The sequence below is a fragment of the Agrobacterium sp. LR_9 genome, assembly GCF_041954855.1.
GTDB lineage: Bacteria > Pseudomonadota > Alphaproteobacteria > Rhizobiales > Rhizobiaceae > Agrobacterium > Agrobacterium leguminum.
Genome location: NZ_JAVAYA010000005.1, coordinates 129,231 through 146,366 on the forward strand (window position 1 = coordinate 129,231; position 17,136 = coordinate 146,366).

17 protein-coding genes and 1 pseudogene are annotated in these 17,136 nt (G+C 60.8%); 9 read left to right on the forward strand and 9 right to left on the reverse strand.

The window, feature by feature from the left end; translation table 11 throughout:
- The 3 genes from RAC79_RS08530 to gpmI all read left to right on the forward strand — a co-directional run bounded on the left by RAC79_RS08530 (position 1) and on the right by gpmI (position 4,153).
- Complete coding sequence (locus RAC79_RS08530) at positions 1 to 1,014, forward strand: alpha-ketoacid dehydrogenase subunit beta (protein WP_142844692.1); 1,014 nt, start codon at positions 1 to 3, stop codon at positions 1,012 to 1,014.
- 2 nt (positions 1,015 to 1,016) lie between these two features.
- Positions 1,017 to 2,288 (forward strand): dihydrolipoamide acetyltransferase family protein, encoded by a 1,272-nt coding sequence (locus tag RAC79_RS08535; RefSeq protein WP_174039959.1) that lies wholly within the window; start codon positions 1,017 to 1,019, stop codon positions 2,286 to 2,288.
- A 347-nt stretch (positions 2,289 to 2,635) separates the two neighbouring features.
- Entirely contained in the window at positions 2,636 to 4,153 is a 1,518-nt protein-coding gene (gene gpmI, locus RAC79_RS08540; RefSeq protein WP_080857374.1) for a 2,3-bisphosphoglycerate-independent phosphoglycerate mutase, read from the forward strand.
- Positions 4,154 to 4,227: 74 nt separating this feature from the next.
- Here gpmI and RAC79_RS08545 read toward each other — a convergent pair whose 3' ends face one another.
- The 7 genes from RAC79_RS08545 to RAC79_RS08575 form a co-directional block, all read right to left on the reverse strand.
- Positions 4,228 to 4,665: a YeeE/YedE family protein gene (locus tag RAC79_RS08545; protein WP_078053452.1), complete on the reverse strand. Its 438-nt coding sequence runs from the start codon at positions 4,663 to 4,665 to the stop codon at positions 4,228 to 4,230.
- Positions 4,662 to 5,069: a YeeE/YedE family protein gene (locus tag RAC79_RS08550; RefSeq protein ID WP_142844690.1), complete on the reverse strand. Its 408-nt coding sequence runs from the start codon at positions 5,067 to 5,069 to the stop codon at positions 4,662 to 4,664. Before RAC79_RS08550 ends, RAC79_RS08545 begins: the two co-directional genes overlap by 4 nt.
- Complete coding sequence (gene bigR, locus RAC79_RS08555) at positions 5,066 to 5,422, reverse strand: sulfite-sensing transcriptional repressor BigR (RefSeq protein WP_078053453.1); 357 nt, start codon at positions 5,420 to 5,422, stop codon at positions 5,066 to 5,068. The genes RAC79_RS08550 and bigR overlap by 4 nt, the downstream gene beginning before the upstream one ends.
- Positions 5,416 to 6,711 (reverse strand): bifunctional sulfur transferase/dioxygenase Blh, encoded by a 1,296-nt coding sequence (gene blh / locus RAC79_RS08560; protein ID WP_078053454.1) that lies wholly within the window; start codon positions 6,709 to 6,711, stop codon positions 5,416 to 5,418. The genes bigR and blh overlap by 7 nt, the downstream gene beginning before the upstream one ends.
- Before the next feature lie 265 nt (positions 6,712 to 6,976).
- Positions 6,977 to 7,462, reverse strand: coding sequence for a hypothetical protein (locus RAC79_RS08565; protein WP_078053455.1), 486 nt, complete (start codon positions 7,460 to 7,462; stop codon positions 6,977 to 6,979).
- A gap of 13 nt (positions 7,463 to 7,475) precedes the next feature.
- Complete coding sequence (locus RAC79_RS08570; protein ID WP_374996973.1) at positions 7,476 to 8,267, reverse strand: SDR family NAD(P)-dependent oxidoreductase; 792 nt, start codon at positions 8,265 to 8,267, stop codon at positions 7,476 to 7,478.
- Positions 8,268 to 8,293: 26 nt separating this feature from the next.
- Positions 8,294 to 9,121, reverse strand: coding sequence for an alpha/beta fold hydrolase (locus RAC79_RS08575; protein WP_174039956.1), 828 nt, complete (start codon positions 9,119 to 9,121; stop codon positions 8,294 to 8,296).
- A 130-nt stretch (positions 9,122 to 9,251) separates the two neighbouring features.
- Here RAC79_RS08575 and RAC79_RS08580 point away from each other — a divergent pair, with 130 nt between their 5' ends.
- Positions 9,252 to 10,238 (forward strand): GlxA family transcriptional regulator, encoded by a 987-nt coding sequence (locus RAC79_RS08580; protein ID WP_142844788.1) that lies wholly within the window; start codon positions 9,252 to 9,254, stop codon positions 10,236 to 10,238.
- 96 nt (positions 10,239 to 10,334) lie between these two features.
- Positions 10,335 to 11,066: a FadR/GntR family transcriptional regulator gene (locus RAC79_RS08585; protein WP_035261197.1), complete on the forward strand. Its 732-nt coding sequence runs from the start codon at positions 10,335 to 10,337 to the stop codon at positions 11,064 to 11,066.
- A 50-nt stretch (positions 11,067 to 11,116) separates the two neighbouring features.
- On the opposite strand, the pseudogene RAC79_RS08590 reads toward RAC79_RS08585, so the two are convergent.
- Positions 11,117 to 11,301 (reverse strand): annotated as a pseudogene (locus RAC79_RS08590) (LysE family translocator); the annotation flags it as partial.
- A gap of 309 nt (positions 11,302 to 11,610) precedes the next feature.
- Between RAC79_RS08590 and RAC79_RS08595 the strand changes: the two are divergent.
- Genes RAC79_RS08595 through RAC79_RS08610 form a run of 4 tightly spaced genes read left to right on the forward strand, consistent with a single transcriptional unit; the run spans position 11,611 to position 15,119 of the window.
- A complete protein-coding gene (locus tag RAC79_RS08595; protein ID WP_142844687.1) occupies positions 11,611 to 12,633 on the forward strand; it encodes an ABC transporter permease in 1,023 nt (340 codons plus the stop codon).
- A complete protein-coding gene (locus RAC79_RS08600; RefSeq protein ID WP_142844686.1) occupies positions 12,633 to 13,520 on the forward strand; it encodes an ABC transporter permease in 888 nt (295 codons plus the stop codon). Before RAC79_RS08595 ends, RAC79_RS08600 begins: the two co-directional genes overlap by 1 nt.
- Positions 13,521 to 13,524: 4 nt before the next feature.
- The gene (locus tag RAC79_RS08605) at positions 13,525 to 14,361 is read left to right on the forward strand and encodes an ABC transporter ATP-binding protein (RefSeq protein WP_065657147.1); all 837 of its coding nucleotides are present in this window, start codon (positions 13,525 to 13,527) and stop codon (positions 14,359 to 14,361) included.
- Positions 14,361 to 15,119, forward strand: coding sequence for an ABC transporter ATP-binding protein (locus tag RAC79_RS08610; RefSeq protein WP_065657148.1), 759 nt, complete (start codon positions 14,361 to 14,363; stop codon positions 15,117 to 15,119). Before RAC79_RS08605 ends, RAC79_RS08610 begins: the two co-directional genes overlap by 1 nt.
- Before the next feature lie 386 nt (positions 15,120 to 15,505).
- Here the strand turns inward: RAC79_RS08610 and RAC79_RS08615 are convergent, their stop codons facing one another.
- A complete protein-coding gene (locus RAC79_RS08615; protein WP_142844685.1) occupies positions 15,506 to 17,104 on the reverse strand; it encodes an ABC transporter substrate-binding protein in 1,599 nt (532 codons plus the stop codon).
- Between the last annotated feature and the right edge of the window lie 32 nt (positions 17,105 to 17,136).

The window sequence follows — 17,136 nt, forward strand, 5'->3', positions numbered from 1 at the left end:
ATGGCAAGAATGACGATGATTGAAGCCGTCCGCAGCGCCATGGATGTGTCCATGGAGCGCAGCGACGAGGTCGTGGTGTTCGGCGAGGATGTGGGCTATTTCGGCGGCGTGTTCCGCGCCACGCAGGGGCTACAGGGAAAATACGGCAAGACCCGCTGTTTCGATGCACCGATCAGCGAGTCCGGCATTGTCGGCACGGCCATCGGCATGGCGGCTTATGGCCTGCGCCCCTGCGTCGAAATCCAGTTCGCCGATTACATGTATCCCGCCTATGACCAGATCACCCAGGAGGCGGCGCGTATCCGCTATCGCTCCAATGGCGATTTCACCTGCCCCATCGTTCTCAGAATGCCGACCGGCGGGGGCATTTTTGGGGGGCAGACGCACAGCCAGAGCCCGGAAGCGCTTTTTACCCATGTCTGCGGGTTGAAGGTGGTGGTTCCTTCAAATCCTTATGACGCCAAGGGGCTGCTGATCGCATCCATCGAAGACCCCGACCCGGTGATGTTTCTGGAGCCGAAGCGGCTTTATAACGGTCCCTTCGACGGGCATCACGACCGGCCGGTAACGCCCTGGTCCAAACACGAGATGGGGGAGGTGCCGGAAGGGCACTACACCATTCCCATCGGCAAGGCCGAGATACGCCGTCCCGGAAACGCTGTCACCGTCATCGCTTATGGCACCATGGTGCATGTGGCGCTGGCGGCGGCGGAAGAGACGGGTGTGGATGCCGAGATCATCGATCTGCGCAGCCTGCTGCCGCTCGATCTCGATACCATCGTGAAGTCCGTCTCCAAGACCGGCCGCTGCGTCGTGGTGCATGAGGCGACGTTGACCTCCGGCTTCGGGGCCGAAGTCGTGTCGCTGGTGCAGGAACATTGTTTTTATCACCTCGAGGCTCCCGTCGTCCGCGTTGCGGGCTGGGATACGCCTTACCCGCATGCGCAGGAGTGGGACTATTTTCCGGGACCTGCCCGTGTCGGGCGCGCCCTTGTCGAAGTCATGGAGGCCTGATTATGGCGGAATTTGTTCTCACGATGCCTGATGTCGGTGAAGGTGTGGCGGAAGCCGAACTGGTGGAATGGAACGTCAAACCGGGCGATCTCGTCCATGAGGACATGGTGCTGGCCGCGGTGATGACCGACAAGGCGACGGTGGAAATCCCGTCCCCGGTGGCGGGGGTCGTCACCTGGCTCGCCGTGACGGTCGGAAATACCGTGCCTGTGAAGGCGCCGCTCCTGCGCATCGAAACCGATGTCGCGGCCGCCGCTCCCAATGGCAGCGTGCCGGAAGCGGAAGCGCCCACCCAGATGACGGAAGCGCCTGCCGACATGACGGACACGCCACCACCTGTTGAAGCCCAGCCGACGGCGCGAGAGCCCGAGGAGGCGCCGCCGGCGCCCGCCGCCGAACCGCATCATAAACCGTTGGCGTCTCCCGCCGTTCGCCAGCGCGCCGACGATCTCGATATTGATCTCACCAAGGTCAAGGGCACGGGGCCGGACGGGCATATCACCCATGCCGATCTCGATGGGTTTTTAACGGTACGGGGTCGTCCGGAACGCCCTGAACCTGTAGCGCCGCACGATAGCGCCGTCGAGGAAGTGAAGATAACTGGACTGCGGCGCAAAATTGCCGAGAAGATGGTGCTTTCCGCCTCCCGCATTCCCCACATCACCTATGTCGAGGAAGTCGACGTGACCGATCTGGAGGATTTGCGCGCGACCATGAACGGCAATCGCCGTTCCGGGCAACCGAAGCTGACGATCCTGCCGTTTTTGATGCGCGCGCTGGTGAAAGCCGTTGCCGATCATCCCGGCATGAATGCCACCTTTGACGACGACAAAGGGGTCGTCAGCCACTATGAAGCGGTTCATATCGGCATCGCCACGCAGACGCCGTCGGGTCTCACCGTTCCGGTCGTGCGCCACACGGAAACGCTCGGTCTTTGGGAATGCGCGGACGAAGTCGCACGCGTCGCCGAAGCCGCCCGCACCGGCACGGCGCATCGGGAAGAGCTGATGGGCTCCACCATCACCATCAGTTCGCTGGGAGCCTTGGGCGGTGTGGTCTCGACACCCATCATCAATCACCCCGAAGTGGCGATCATCGGCGTCAACAAGATCATGACGCGTCCGGTGTGGGACGGGACGCGGTTTGTGCCGCGCAAGATGATGAACCTCTCATCGAGCTTCGATCACCGGGTTGTCGATGGGTGGGATGCGGCAGTCTTCATCCAGGCCGTCAAGGCATTGCTGGAGAAGCCCGCGCTTATTTTCATCGAGTGAAGGCGATCCGTGCTCCCTCATCCCTGTGCTCGTCACAGGGATCCAGCCAGCCCAAGTCTTTGGGCTGAAAGGACTCTCTCCACCGCGCAGACGCGCGTCGGCTGGATTCCTGGGACAAGCACAGGAATGAGGGCGTATTCGTGTCATGACAGCATTTCTTAGCCCGCGTTTTCGACCTTCACGGAACTGTTTCGCTGTCGGTATAGGCTTGCGTTCGTCATCTTCGGGTATAGAAGAGAAGAACGAGAAGCATGTTTTCTCATCATGATCATAGTGGCGGAAGAGGGCGCTCCGGTGCCCGGCGGTCCGCCCTCCGCCGGCAACCGAATGAAGAAGAAGGTCCTCCCATGAGCACTCCCAAACCCGTTGTCCTGACTATTCTCGATGGCTGGGGGCTGAACGAGGACACCTCCAGCAATGCGCCGGTGCTGGCGAATACGCCCACCATGGACCGGCTTTTCGCCACCTGCCCGAATGCGAGGCTCACCACCTTCGGCCCGAATGTCGGCCTGCCCACCGGGCAGATGGGCAATTCCGAAGTTGGCCACACCAATATCGGCGCCGGCCGCATCGTCGCCATGGATCTCGGCCAGATCGATCTGGCTATCGAGGATGGCAGCTTTTTCCGCAATGCGGCGATGCTTGATTTCGCCGCCACGGTGAAGGCCGCGGGTGGTGTGGCGCATCTGATGTGCGTCGTTTCCGATGGCGGCGTGCATGGCCATATCCTCCACGGCCAGGCGGCGGTGAAGCTGATGATCAGCCACGGCCTGAAGGTGGTGGTACATGCCATCACCGACGGCCGCGATGTCGCGCCGCAATCTGCTGAAGATTTTGTGGCGGCGCTGGTGGCAAGCCTGCCGCAGGGGGCAAGCATCGGCACGGTGATCGGCCGCTATTATGCGATGGATCGCGACAATCGCTGGGAGCGCGTCGAGAAAGCCTATGACGCCATGGTTCTGGCGAAAGGCGAACACGCGCGGGATGCGGTGAGCGCCGTTGCCCAGAGCTACAAAAACAACGTCACCGACGAATTCATCCTGCCGACGGTGATCGACGGCTATGAGGGCTTCAAGGCCGGCGACGGCCTGTTCTGCCTGAATTTCCGCGCCGACCGTGCCCGTGAAATCCTGCTTGCCATAGGGGCGGACGATTTCGATGGTTTTTCGCGCGAAAAGCCAGTCCTTTCGGCGCTGCTCGGCATGGTGGAATATTCCACCCGGCACAATGATTTCATGACCACGGCCTATCCCAAGCGCGATATCGTCAATACGCTGGGCGCATGGGTGGCGAAGCAGGGGCTTACGCAGTTCCGCCTTGCCGAGACGGAAAAATATCCGCATGTCACCTTCTTCCTGAATGGCGGCAAGGAAGAGCCGGAGGTCGGCGAAGACCGCTTCATGCCGAAATCCCCGAAGGTTGCGACCTACGATCTGCAGCCGGAGATGAGCGCGCCGGAAGTGACGGAAAAATTCGTTGAGGCAATCGGCAAGGGTTACGATCTGATCGTCACCAATTACGCCAACCCCGATATGGTCGGCCATACCGGCGATCTGCAGGCCGCAATCAAGGCCTGTGAAGCCGTGGATCGTGGGCTTGGTGCGGTCGTTGCCGCCCTCGAAAAAGTGGGTGGCGCTATGCTTGTCATTGCCGACCACGGCAATTGCGAAACCATGGTCGACCCGGTGACCGGTGGCCCGCATACGGCGCACACCACCAATCCGGTGCCGGTGATCCTTTTCGGTGGCCCGGAAGGTGCGAAGCTGCATGACGGCATTCTCGCCGATGTCGCCCCCACCCTGCTGCAACTGATGAATGTGCCGCTGCCGCCCGAAATGACAGGCAAAAGCCTCATCGACCTCTAATCACACGCAGTCGCGCGGGAGCGTTCCAGCCCCGCGCGACGGCCCGTTCCCCGCGCGCCGAACCAGCGTTTGCATTATGGCTGCTTTGCGTAGAGGCGGTCGTGGACCAGCATGCCGGCAATCATGGCGCTGACGAAAAGAACGACCGGCACAAGCCCGAGGGCGAGAGCCGATAGTGCCGGGCCGGGGCAGAAACCGGCAAGCCCCCAACCGACGCCGAAAATGGCCGAGCCTGTTATGAGCGGCCGGTCGATGCGGGTTTTTACTGGAAGGCTGAAATCCTCTGCGAGGACCGGTTTGGCGAGACGTCGGCTGAGCAGCACACCCGGCACGGCGACCATCACGGCACCGCCGAGAACGAACATCAGGCTCGGGTCCCAATGGCCGCTCGCCACGTCGAGAAAACCGGAAACACGGGCCGGATCGACCATGCCGGAGAGCGAGAGGCCGAAGCCGAACAGCGCTCCGGCGGCCAATGCCAGGACAACACGCGCCACGGCCGGATTTTTCATGACAGGGCTCCCACTATCGTCGCGACGCAAATGCCGGTGATCAGGAAGGTGGCGGTCGCGGCGATGGAGCGCCGGGAAAATCGCGCCAGCCCCATGATGCCATGGCCGGACGTGCAGCCGGAGCCCATGCGTGTGCCAAAACCCACCAGCAGGCCGGCAATGAGGATGAGCGGCCATGGTGAAACTATGGTGACGGCAGGCAGCCGGCCGAATGCGGCGGCGTGGATATAAGGCCCGGCCAGCAAGCCGGCGACGAAGGCGAGATCGGCAAGACGCCGCTCCCTGCCGAGCATTTTTCCCATTATCCCGCTGATGCCGGCAATGCGGCCGTTGAAAAGAAACAGCAGAATGCTGGCAAGACCGAGCAGCATGCCGCCGAAAAGAGAGGGCCAATAGGGGCTCACGGGGTCTCCTCCTCCGGCGCGCAGAATATGGTGTAAAGGGCCTCTATCAGTTGCGCCGCTTTCGCTTCGCTCAGTTGGTAGAAGATTTGCTTGGCGTCGCGCCGGGTTTCGACCACACCGGCTTCCCGCAGGACGCCCAGCTGCTGGGAAAGCGTCGGCTGGCGAATATCCAGCTTGACCTCCAGCTCGCCGACGGAAAATTCCCCCTGCGCCAGCGTGCAGGCGAGCATCAGCCGCGCAGGATGGGCAAGCGTCTTCAGAAGCAGCGCGACCTCGACAGCCCGCTCTTCCATGGCGGGGAGAGGGATTTCTGCAATATGCCGGGGCTTTTCCAGCGCGTTTTCCTTTACCATATGCTGCCCTCCAGCACGTCGAGCGGGAATTTCAGGTAACGTTTGCCATTCGCTTCCGGCTCCGGCAGGCGGCCGCCGCGAATATTGACCTGCAGCGCGTGGAGAATGAGCTTCGGCATCGGCAATGTGCGATCCCGCGCTTCCCTGAGGCGGATGAAGCCCTCCTCCGTCATGCCGGCAAGATGCGGATTGCTGCGTTTCTGTTCGCCGACCGTGGTTTCCCATTTAGGCGCGCGGCCGCCGGGCTGATAATCGTGGCCGGTGAAAAGCCGTGTTTCGTCGGGAAGGGCGAGAATGTCCTGGATCGACGCCCAGAGTTCCCTGGCGCTACCGCCGGGGAAATCGGCGCGCGCGGTGCCGGAATCGGGCATGAAAAGCGTATCGTGCACAAAGGCGGCATCACCCACCACATAGGTCACGGAAGCGAGCGTGTGGCCGGGCGAAAACAGCACGCGCGCTTCAAGGGAGCCGATATTGAACCTGTCGCCCGCCTCGAACAGCCGGTCCCATTGCGAGCCATCGGTTTTGAAATCCGGCCAGTTATATTTCTCCTGCCAGAGCTTCTGCACGCCGGTGACCTTCGCGCCGATCGCCGTCTGCGCGCCGGTCTTCTGCTTCAGATAATGGGCGGCGGAAAAATGGTCGGCATGCGGATGGGTATCGAGAATCCATTCCACCGACAGACCCTGGCTCTCTACATAGTCCAGAATGGCGTCGGCATTCATCGTTCCGGTCGCGCCGGATTTCTCATCAAAATCATAGACCGGGTCGATAATGGCGCAGCGCCCGGTGGAGGGATCGGACACGACATATTGCACGCTCCATGTGCGCGGATCGAAGAATGCCTTGACGTGCGGAACCGCCGCAGCGCGCCGGTCCAGCCAGCGGGTGGCGCCGGAAAGGTCAAAGCCATGCGCCTTGCCGAAAACCTCGATATCGTCTCTTTCGATGCGCCCATCCAGCGCTTCCCCGAGAACATGAAGCGTGAGCGCGCGGGTGCCGCCCTTGCAATGGGCAAAAACAGGACCTTCCGCTTCCGCCATTTTCTGCTGGAAGGCGCGGATATCGGCTTCGGTAATGGTAGGGCCGCTGACCGGGATGAAACCATAATCCATGCCCGCCGCGCTGGCGGCGCTTTTTTCCTGGGCATTGCCCGGCTGGCCGGGCTCTTCACCATCAGGCCGGGCGTTGATGATGCTTTTATAACCCTGGGCGGAGAGCGATGGGAAATCGGCGATCATCGGCTGGCCCGCAACTGTCAGACGCTCGTTGATCTTCACGGCATTCATCGGCACCTCCTGTTGTAATAATTTAATATATATTATTATATAATGTATATTGTATGTTTGCAAGGGCGCGGACTGCCCTCGTTTCCGAATGTCTCCTGCCGTATTTTCAGGAAAGGTTCGGAAGGAAATCCTAGACACGGGATTTCTTCGTTTTGTGACGGGTGGGCGGAGATTGCCTGTATCGGACATGCAAAAACATGCCTTGCGCCCGAAATATTGGGGCACAAGGCATGTTCGCGAAAACCGGTTCGAATTCAGGCTCGCTTCAGACGGCGAGCCTGCGGCGTGTCGCCTTCCAGCCAAGACAGATGGCTGCAACAAGCAGAACCGTCTGGGCGACCACGAAGGGTGGCTCATTGCCGTTCGGCGCCAGGTTGTTGAGTGTTTCGACCTTGAGAAAAGCCTGAACGATCAACACGAACATATTGAGATAAAGGCTGATCGTGGCGGTGATCGTATAAATGATGCGCGCCCTGCCATTCAGACCGTATCCATAAAGCGCAACCAGTGCGATAGCCAGAACGAGGGTAGAAATGATGCCGACGCCGAGTGCCGGTGTGAAATTTCCGATTGGAAACAGGAAGCCGGTAAGTGTGGTGGCGAGCGTGGTGACGAGGAAAATCGCCATCATGCGGGGCATCCACCGCCCCGCCGCATAAGCGGGCAGGGCGATCAGTCCGGTGACAATGCCGATGAAGCTTAAGCCCACATGCAATGCCGTGAATTGGGGAATTGTCAGTCCGAGGATCATGATACGTCTCCCTCTATTCGGTTTTGGCTGCACGATACCGGCTGGCGGCAAGTGCATGCGACAGATTGGGCCTTAACGCCGCGCGCGCCGCAAGGAAATTTTCGAGATCGGCCGTATCCGGCAGGGAAGGAATGGTCAGCGCTTCGCCGAGGTCGAGACCGGCAAGGGCCGCATCCACCATGTCGTAAACATCCATGACCATGGCGGCCGGAATGGCTTCGAGCCGTTCCTCTTCCCAGATCGCCGTGCGGGTGATGCCCGGCAGGACGGCCTGAACCCGCACACCGGAGGGCGAAAGCTGCGCCTGCAGCGCCTCGGTGAAGGCAAGCACGAAGGCCTTGGTGGCCGGGTAGACGGCGGTGAACGCCGCCGGCATCAAAGCTGTGACCGAGGTGATGTTGATGATCGTGCCCCTGCCATCGGCGGCAAGGCGCGGTGCGATGGCTGCCGCGAGCCGGGTGACGGCAAGAATGTTGAGGTTGATCATCGTCGTCACATAGGCCGGGTCCAGCGCCGTGATTGCGCCCTCGCCGGCAATGCCGGCATTGTTGACGAGGCCGGTAATCCGCCGGTCCTCACGCAACCGCGCCTCCACCTTTTCGAGGTCTTCCGCCCTGGAAAGATCGGCGGAGAGAACCTCGACTGCGATATGATGATCCTTTTCCAGCTGTGCGGCGAGCGCCTTCAGCTTTTCGGCGCGCCGCGCCACGAGAATGAGATCATGGCCGCGTTTTGCCAGACGTTCGGCATAGACCGCGCCGATGCCGTCGGATGCGCCGGTGATGAGAAATGTATTCCGTGTCATGTCCGTGTCTCCTTTGTGCGGCGGTTTCAGGCGTTGATGAAGGCGAGAAGGTCGGCGTTGAACCGGTCCTGATGGGTCTGCGTCAGGCCATGGTCGGCGCCTTCATAGATTTTGAGGACCGCGTGTTTGACGATTTTGACCGTGGAAAGCGCGGATGCGCCGACCGGCACGATCTGGTCGTCATCGCCGTGCAGAACCAGCGTCGGTTTGTCGAAGGCCTTCAGGTCCTGATGGAAATCGCTTTCCGAAAAGGCGCGAATACTGTCGAGCTGACCTTTCAGGCCGCCCATCATGCCCTGCCGCCAGAATTCCTCGCGGATGCCTTCGGATATCACGGCGCCTTCGCGGTTGTAGCCGTAAAAGGGAATGGTCAGATCCTTGAAGAACTGGCTGCGATTGTCATAGGTGCCCTTGCGGATACCGTCAAAAACATCGATCGGCAGGCCGATGGCATTGCTTTCCGTCTTCAGCATCAGCGGCGGCACCGCGCCGATGAGGGCGATTTTCGCGATGCGGGCCGTGCCATGGCGGCCGATATAACGCGTCACCTCGCCGCCGCCGGTGGAATGGCCGACCAGAATGATGTCGTGAAGATCGAGCTGTTCGATCAGCTCGGCCAGATCGTCGGCATATTGATCCATGGTATTGTTATGCCAGACCTGATCGGAGCGGCCGTGGCTGCGCCGGTCATGGGCGATGGTGCGGAAACCGTTGTTAGCGAAGAACACCATCTGCGCATCCCATGTATCGGCGCTGAGCGGCCAGCCATGGGAGAAGATGATGGGCTGGCCGTCTTTGCGGCCCCAGTCCTTGTAGAAAATATGCGTTCCGTCTCTGGTGGTGATCGTTGTCATGGCTCTCTCTCCTGTTGCAGGGAGCTTGCTTGCGTCCCGTGGGAATAGAGATACTCTGGAGGCCGCCGGGGCTGGATTGGCGCTTCTGACAGAAAACGAGCCGAAACTGACAAAACGGGGTGTGGGGCGCATGGCAGGTGTAACGGGAAGCGCGCTGGAAGTGGGGTTGGTCCTCTATCGGGACTGTCAGATCGCCATGGTGCATGGCATCACCGATCTTTTCGCCATCGCGTCGGTATTTTCACAGGATCGCGGCGGGCCTAAATTGCGGGTCAGCCACTGGAGCATGGGCGAAGGCGGTGAATTTTCCCGCTGTCATGACACCGAGCCCGGCGGGCCGGGGCATCCCGATATCTTCGTTGTGCCGGGCCGGTTGACCGGGCCGGCCGAAATCGCGGAAGCCGAGCCTTACGCCCGCTGGCTGCTGGATCGCCATGCGCAGGGGGCGACGCTCGCCGCCAGTTGCGGCGGTTCCTTCATTGTCGCCGCGACGGGTCTTTTGTCCGGTCGCCCGGCCACTACCCACTGGTTGTTTGCCGAGCGGTTCCGCGAACGTTTTCCCGATATCCGGCTGGAGATCGACAAGATCGTCATCGAGGATGGCGATATCATCACGGCTGGCGGGTTGATGGCGTGGACCGATCTTGGCCTGCGCATCGTCGACCGACTGCTCGGACCTTCGGTGATGATCGAGACCGGAAAGTTCCTGCTGATCGATCCTTCGGGGCGCGAACAGCGTCATTATAGCAGCTTTGCTCCAAGGCTGACGCATGGCGATGAGCCGATCCTGAAGGTGCAGCACTGGCTGCAGGCCCGCGCCGGGCGGGCGACGAGCGTTACCGACATGGCCGGCCATGCCGGGCTGGAGGAGCGGACCTTCCTGCGCCGCTTCAAGGCGGCCACCGGCATGAAGCCCATCGAATATGTTCAGCATCTGCGGGTCGGCAAGGCGCGGGAATTGCTGGAATTCACCCGCCGTTCGGTCGATCAGATCGCCTGGTCGGTGGGCTATGAGGATTCAGCCGCCTTTCGCCGGGTGTTTCACCGTATTCTTGGCCTCTCACCGGGTGAATATAGGAGCCGCTTTTCCAGCAGTTCGGCCATGGCTGCAGCGTGAGGGCGGCCATTCGTCCCGGTGGTGCGCAGGCCCGGCCCTTGCAATGTAGCGGACGTTTGCTAACATGCCAGACAAGTTTAAAACAGGTGGGCCGGAATGGACGTTGAGAGCAGCACGAAGCAGGGGGTATCGCTCGCGGCGAAAATCAGTTCGGCATTACGGCGGGATCTGTCGGAGGGTGTGTTCCGCCCCGGCGACCGTCTTCCAAGCGAAAGCGAACTGACGCGTGAATATTCCGTCAGCCGAACCGTGGTGCGCGAGGCCATCGCCATTCTGCGCGCCGATGGCCTTGTTGAAGCGCGCAAGGGCGCGGGTGTTTTTGCTGTCGAAGTAAAACCGGCCAAGGAGCTGCCCTTTAACGATCTGGCCGTCGGGCGAATTTCCTCGGTGATCGAATTACTGGAATTGCGCACCGTTTTCGAGGTCGAATCCGCCGGGCTTGCGGCATCGCGCCGTTCCGCCGTGCAGGTGGAGGCGATTGTGGATGCGCATCGGCGCGTTGGTGATTGTCTCGCCGCCGGCCTGCCGACGCGGGACGCCGATTTCGAGTTCCATCTGGCCATTGCACAGGCGACGCAGAACAGGCGGTTTCCAGAGTTTCTTCAGCTCATTCGCTCCGGCATCATTCCCCGCGGCGAATTGCAGGGTGCGGCGCCCGGGTCGCGTCCGAAGGACTACAACCTGCATCTCCAGGAGGAGCATGCGAAGATCGTTGACGCCATCATCGAAGGCGATGCCGATGCCGCCCGCCAATATATGGCGGCGCATCTGCGCGGCAGCCTTGAGCGCTACAAGGTGCTTCTGCGCTCCCGCACAGCGGTGGAGTGATCCCGACCATATATCAATGGTTTACGCAGTTGCCCGCCGATAGAAGGCCAGCCCAATCCCAATGCAACCGCGCCGACCAGGATGAAACCCGAGAGAGCAGCGCCGGCCATGCCGATCATGGCGCGGCGTATTCCGAATCTCCAGCCATTGGCAAGCGCCAGCAAAGGGTGGGGCCGGGTGTTGCAATTCCGATAATGGCGGCCACGGCAAATGCCAGAAGCGTCATGTCAGCCATATTTTCCTCCCCCTGAAGTACGCACCTTATTGGTATCATAGCCAGGGACAGGTATCGGCGCATTCCGCAAGGCCGAGAATACAGGCTTTTGCGGTTGCGGCAACGCAGGCCCTTTTCCCCAAAAAAACGAAAGCGGGGTGAGTCCCGTCCGAAATTCCACCCCGGACACATATTTCGGAACCTCGTCCAATACGGATTTCGCTGGCATGCGCTTGACAGTCTCCAACACCTGTGACAACTTGCCGATAGTTGTCAGACAGGATTGCGCCCTGGTCACTTGCGCGGTCGATCTCTGGCAAGGGAGGAATCATGTCAAAAAGACGCCTTTCGCTATATGGCCTGTCCGGCCACATCGGAAGTATTGCGGTTACGCTGCTTGGATTGCTGCTGCTGACCTTTTTTATCGGCCGCCTGATGCCCGCCGATCCCGTGCGGGCGATCGTAGGCGAGGATGCGACGCGCGAAACCTATGAACAGGTCTATCACGCGCTCGGTTTCGACCGTCCGCTGTGGCAACAGTTCTTCTATTATCTGGGAGACGTGTTCACCGGCGATTTCGGAACCTCGATCCGCACCGGGCGTCCGGTCATCGAAGACATCATCAGGGTCATGCCGGCGACGATGGAGCTGGCGACCTTCGCGATCCTGATCGGCGCCGGCCTCGGCATTCCCATGGGCGTTTATGCCGCCGTCAATAAAGACCGCTGGCAGGATCATCTGGTGCGGGTGCTCAGCCTGTTCGGCCATTCCATGCCGATCTTCTGGACTGGCATGATCGCGCTGATCGTTTTTTACGCCCATCTCGGCCTTGTCGGCGGCGGTGGACGCATGGACCAGTTCTATATCGGTCTGGTCGAGGAGCGGACGGGCTTTCTGCTCATCGACAGCCTGCTTGCGGGCGATATGGAGGTCTTCTGGTCGGCCATCAACCACCTCATCCTTCCCGCCGCTTTGCTCGGTTATTCCTCCTCGGCCTATATCACCCGCATGACGCGCAGCTTCATGCTGGACCAGCTGGGCCAGGAATATGTGACGACCGCTCGCGTTAAAGGCCTGTCGCAGCGGCAGACGGTGTGGCTGCATGCTTTCGGTAATATCCGCGTGCAGCTCGTCACCATCATTGCGCTTGCTTACGGCTCGCTGCTGGAAGGGGCGGTTCTCATCGAGACCGTCTTCGCCTGGCCGGGTTTCGGGCAATATCTCACCAGCAATCTTATTATCGGCGACATGAATGCCGTGATGACCTGCGTGCTTATCGTTGGCGTCATCTTTATCGGGCTCAATCTCCTGTCCGACATTCTCTACCGCTTTTTCGATCCGAGGACCCGCTGATGACGGCCCGTACAGAAACCTCCTTCCGCCTTCCGGTGCCCTTGAATGCGCTGAAGAACATCGTGGTTTTCCTCCTGAAAAGCCCGACATCGGCCTTCGGTTTGGCTGTGCTGCTGCTTCTGGTCATCGCTGCGATTTTCGCGCCCTGGCTTGCGACGCATGACCCCTACGCGCAGGATCTCGCCAATACGCTGAAGGCTCCGGGTAATGGCCACGTCTTCGGCACGGACGAGTTGGGGCGCGATATCTACAGCCGCCTTCTCTGGGGCGCACGCATCACACTCACCATCATCTCGCTGGTCTCGATCATCGTCGGTCCCGTTGGCCTTCTGGTCGGCACGGCCTCCGGTTATCTCGGCGGCAAGTTCGATACGGTGATGATGCGCATCACGGATATCTTCCTGTCCTTCCCGAGCCTCATCCTGTCGCTCGCCTTCGTCGCAGCGCTCGGCCCGAGCCTCAACAATGCGATCATCGCCATTGCACTCACCTCCTGGCCGCCGATTGCGCGCCTTGCCCGCGCCGAAGCCATGACTTTTCGCAAGGCGGATTATATTGCCGCCGCGCGGCTTCAGGGCGCATCGACGCTGCGCATCATCGTCAAGTCGATCATGCCCATGTGCCTGCCCTCGGTCCTCATCCGCCTGACGCTAAACATGGCGACCGTCATCCTCACCGCCGCCGGCCTCGGCTTCCTCGGCCTCGGCGCGCAACCGCCGCTGCCGGAATGGGGGGCGATGATCGCCACCGGCCGGCGTTACATGCTGGATAGCTGGTGGCTCGTCACCTTCCCCGGCATTGCGATCCTCTCCGTCAGCCTCGCCTTCAATCTCCTCGGCGACGGCCTGCGGGATGCGCTCGATCCGAAGCAGATGAACCGGAGATAGGGCCATGGAAAAACCAATCCTCGACGTCGAAAATCTCCGTATCCGTTATGGCGGCTCGCCGACTGAGGCGGTGCGCGGCATCTCCTTCACCCTTGGCCGGGAACGGCTCGGCATCGTCGGTGAAAGCGGCTCGGGCAAATCCACCGTCGGTCGCGCCCTGCTGCGCCTCCTGCCGTCGGCGACGATCACCGCCGACAGGCTGGATTTCGATGGTCTCGATCTTCTCTCGCTTGATGAGAAGGAGATGTTGAAGGTTCGCGGCCGGCGCATGTCGATGATCCTTCAGGATCCGAAATTCTCCCTCAACCCCATCCGCCGGGTCGGCGACCAGGTGACGGAGACTTATCTGCGCCACTTCAAGGCTTCGAAAGCCGAGGCCCGGGAAAAGGCGCTGGCCATGCTCGATGCGGTGAAAATCCGCGATGCCGCCCGTGTTTACGAACAATATCCGCATGAGATTTCCGGCGGCATGGGCCAGCGTGTCATGATCGCCATGATGCTGCTTGCCGATCCCGATCTCGTCATCGCCGATGAGCCGACCTCGGCGCTCGATGTGACGGTGCGGCTGCAGGTGCTGAATATTCTCGACGGTCTCGTGCGTGATCGCGGCATCGGCCTCATCATGATCAGCCACGACCTTAATCTCGTGCGGAATTTCTGCGACCGTGTGCTCATCATGTATTCCGGCCGGGTGGTGGAAACGCTCGCCGCACGCGATCTCGATCAGGCGCAGCACCCCTATACGCGCGGCCTGCTGGCGGCGCAGCCGCGTATCGGCGGCTCGCGTGCGCCGCTTGCGGTGCTCGATCGCCGCCCCGAATGGCTGGAGGAGAACGTATAATGGCCGTTTCCGTTGAAACTCGCGATCTCTCCATCACCTTCGGCAGCGGCCATACGGCGCTGAAAGTGCTGCCTTCCGTATCCTTCCGCGTCGAGCCGGGCGAGTGCTTCGGGCTGGTCGGCGAAAGCGGATCGGGCAAATCCACCGTGCTTCGCTGCGTCTCCATGCTCAACGATTTCTGGACCGGCGATATCCTCATCGACGGCAGGTCGGTGCGCGATATGCCGCTGATCGAGCGGTGCCGCATGCTGCAAATGGTGTTTCAGGACCCCTACGGATCGCTGCATCCGCGCCAGTCCGTGCGCACCGTGCTTTCGGAATCGCTTGCGATCCATAAGCTCGGCGACCGGGAAGAGCGGATGCGCAAGGTCATCACGGATGTCGGACTGCCCATCTCTTTCCTCGACCGCTTCCCGCATCAGCTTTCCGGTGGCCAGCGGCAGCGCGTGGCGATTGCCCGGGCGCTGATCCTCGAACCGTCGCTGCTGCTGCTAGACGAGCCGACGTCTGCGCTCGATGTCTCGGTGCAGGCGGAAATCCTCAATCTCCTCCAGCGCCTGCGGGAAGAGCGTGGCTTCACCTATATCATGGTGACTCACGATCTCGCCGTCGTCGATCACATGTGCGACCGCTTCGCGGTGATGCTGCGTGGTGAAATCACCGAAATTCTGCCGCGCGAGGCTATCGCCGGCAATGGCGCGACGCATCCCTATGCGCGCGAACTGATCGGCGCCTCGCTGGAATATGAAGGCGCGTGACGGCTCCAAGACCGTGACCGTCCTCCTCCGGGGCGTCACGGATAATAACATCCTCCTTCCTTGCCCGGCCTCCCTGCCGGGCATTTTTTTGGAATGGCTACGGCGGGGATGGCGGGCCGCCAATTACGCATAGGCTACTGACATAGTGCGAGACCCGCCTTCCGTCATGCCGGACTAGATCCGGCATCCAGCCACGGCGCGTCTGCGCCGTGAGAGGAGTCTTACGCGATCAAGGACTTGATCGCACTAGACCCCGGATCTAGTCCGGGGTGACGGAGTGAGGAGGCTTCGCTTGCGCCTGACACATTGGCTAAGTGGGGCTTTGTTACAGCAAAAAGGCGCGGTGTTAGCCGCGCCTTTTCCTGAGTAACCGCTGTGTCGGCGAATTACCGCTCCTTGCTCACCTCTTCAAACCGCGAAAGCCAGGGGCTGACGATCATGCCCTTGACGTCACTGCGGAAGGCGGCGGTGTCGATGACTTCGGAGAAGGGCTGAATGGACATGACGATCTCGTCCATATAGCCCTGCAGCTCCTCATAAAGCTTCGTCTGTTTCGCCGCGTCGCGCTCGACAAGCGCTGCCTCGATCATCTTGTTCAGCTTCTCATCGAAGAAGCTGGTGCGCCAGCTCTGGTAATTGGTGAGCTTGGCATCATCGGCATTGTTGGGATTATAGGCGATGGAGCGCAGGTTGTTGTCCGGGTGCGGCTGCTGGCCGCCGCCGCCGCGGCCGAGCAGCAGTTCGAAATTCCGCTCGCGCATGGCGCCATAGATCTGGTCGCCGGAGCCGCTGATCAGCTCGGCTTGAATGCCGGCCTGCGCCAGCGTGTTCTGGATCGCCGTTGCCGCCTTCATGAAGGGGTCTTCCGAAAGCACGCGCAGCGTGGTCTTGAAACCGTTAGGATAACCGGCCTCGGCCAGAAGCGCCTTGGCTTTTTCGATGTCGAGCTTGTAGCCCTGATCCGGCAGCGTGCCCATGACGCCAGTGCTGAGGTAGCGCTGATGCAGCTTGCCGTAATAGGGCATGACCGCCTTGTCGAGACCGTCGTAGTCGATCAGGTAGCGCAGGGCCTCGCGCACCTTCTTGTTGGCGAAGCGCTCATCCTTCATCGAAACGCTGAGGTAATAAAAACCGGAGCCGGGTGTGGATTCGATGGTGACGGCCTTGTCGGCCTCAAGCGATTTGAGGTCCGGGGCCTGAAGGGAATAGGCAACGTCGATATCGCCTTTTTCCAGCATCAGCCGCTGCGATTGCGATTCCGGCAGATGGCGCATCAGGATGCGCTTCATTTTTGCCTTCTCACCCCAATAATCGTCGTTGCGGGTGAGGATGATATATTCGTTGGATTTCCACTGCGTCAGCTTGAAGGGGCCGGAGCCGGCGGAATTCAGCGTCAGCCATGCGCCGCCCAGATCGCCGTCCTTCTCGTTCTCAAGCGCCGTCTTGCTGTCGATGATCGAGCCGGGGCCGTTCTGCGCAAGGATCATCAGCAGAAGGTTGGGATCGTCGGGCTTCGGGATATTCAGCACGAAGGTCTGGTCGTTTTCGGCAACGAAGAGCTTGTCGGCCTCTTCCAGCTTGAAGCCGCGGGTTTTCAGGAAGGAGGATTGCGCCAGGTTGCGGGCAAGCAGCCGCTTTAGGCTCCACGCCACGTCCTTTGCCGTCACGGCATTGCCGGAAGCGAATTTGGCATCGGCGCGCAGATGGAAACGAATGGATTTCCGGTCTTCGGCAATCTCCCAGCGTTCGGCAATGCGAGGCTGAACGCTGCGATCTTTCGGGGAAAGCACGACCAGCGTGTCATAGACATTGTTCAGCACCTGCACGGTCTCGCGGCCGGTAATGGCGGCGGGATCGAGGGTGAGGATATTGCTCATGGTCGTGGCGACGATGAGCTGGTCCTTCGGCGTTTCGGCAAAGGCGCTGAGCGGCATGGCGCCGATCAGCAGGGCGCCAAGTGCTGCGGTTGCAAGAAAATGTTTCATCTTTCCTCCCAATACGGCCGGTTCATACGGCC

Excerpts from the sequence above, each read along its gene's own strand:
- RAC79_RS08585 (WP_035261197.1), top strand. The coding sequence starts at position 10,335 with ATGGACGTTGAGAGCAGCACGAAGCAGGGGGTATCGCTCGCGGCGAAA.
- RAC79_RS08575 (WP_174039956.1), bottom strand. The coding sequence starts at position 9,121 with ATGACAACGATCACCACCAGAGACGGAACGCATATTTTCTACAAGGAC.
- RAC79_RS08610 (WP_065657148.1), top strand. The coding sequence starts at position 14,361 with ATGGCCGTTTCCGTTGAAACTCGCGATCTCTCCATCACCTTCGGCAGC.
- RAC79_RS08570 (WP_374996973.1), bottom strand. The coding sequence starts at position 8,267 with ATGACACGGAATACATTTCTCATCACCGGCGCATCCGACGGCATCGGC.
- RAC79_RS08580 (WP_142844788.1), top strand. The coding sequence starts at position 9,252 with ATGGCAGGTGTAACGGGAAGCGCGCTGGAAGTGGGGTTGGTCCTCTAT.
- RAC79_RS08565 (WP_078053455.1), bottom strand. The coding sequence starts at position 7,462 with ATGATCCTCGGACTGACAATTCCCCAATTCACGGCATTGCATGTGGGC.
- blh (WP_078053454.1), bottom strand. The coding sequence starts at position 6,711 with ATGAATGCCGTGAAGATCAACGAGCGTCTGACAGTTGCGGGCCAGCCG.
- RAC79_RS08545 (WP_078053452.1), bottom strand. The coding sequence starts at position 4,665 with ATGAAAAATCCGGCCGTGGCGCGTGTTGTCCTGGCATTGGCCGCCGGA.
- RAC79_RS08605 (WP_065657147.1), top strand. The coding sequence starts at position 13,525 with ATGGAAAAACCAATCCTCGACGTCGAAAATCTCCGTATCCGTTATGGC.
- bigR (WP_078053453.1), bottom strand. The coding sequence starts at position 5,422 with ATGGTAAAGGAAAACGCGCTGGAAAAGCCCCGGCATATTGCAGAAATC.
- gpmI (WP_080857374.1), top strand. The coding sequence starts at position 2,636 with ATGAGCACTCCCAAACCCGTTGTCCTGACTATTCTCGATGGCTGGGGG.
- RAC79_RS08615 (WP_142844685.1), bottom strand. The coding sequence starts at position 17,104 with ATGAAACATTTTCTTGCAACCGCAGCACTTGGCGCCCTGCTGATCGGC.
- RAC79_RS08595 (WP_142844687.1), top strand. The coding sequence starts at position 11,611 with ATGTCAAAAAGACGCCTTTCGCTATATGGCCTGTCCGGCCACATCGGA.
- RAC79_RS08535 (WP_174039959.1), top strand. The coding sequence starts at position 1,017 with ATGGCGGAATTTGTTCTCACGATGCCTGATGTCGGTGAAGGTGTGGCG.
- RAC79_RS08530 (WP_142844692.1), top strand. The coding sequence starts at position 1 with ATGGCAAGAATGACGATGATTGAAGCCGTCCGCAGCGCCATGGATGTG.
- RAC79_RS08600 (WP_142844686.1), top strand. The coding sequence starts at position 12,633 with ATGACGGCCCGTACAGAAACCTCCTTCCGCCTTCCGGTGCCCTTGAAT.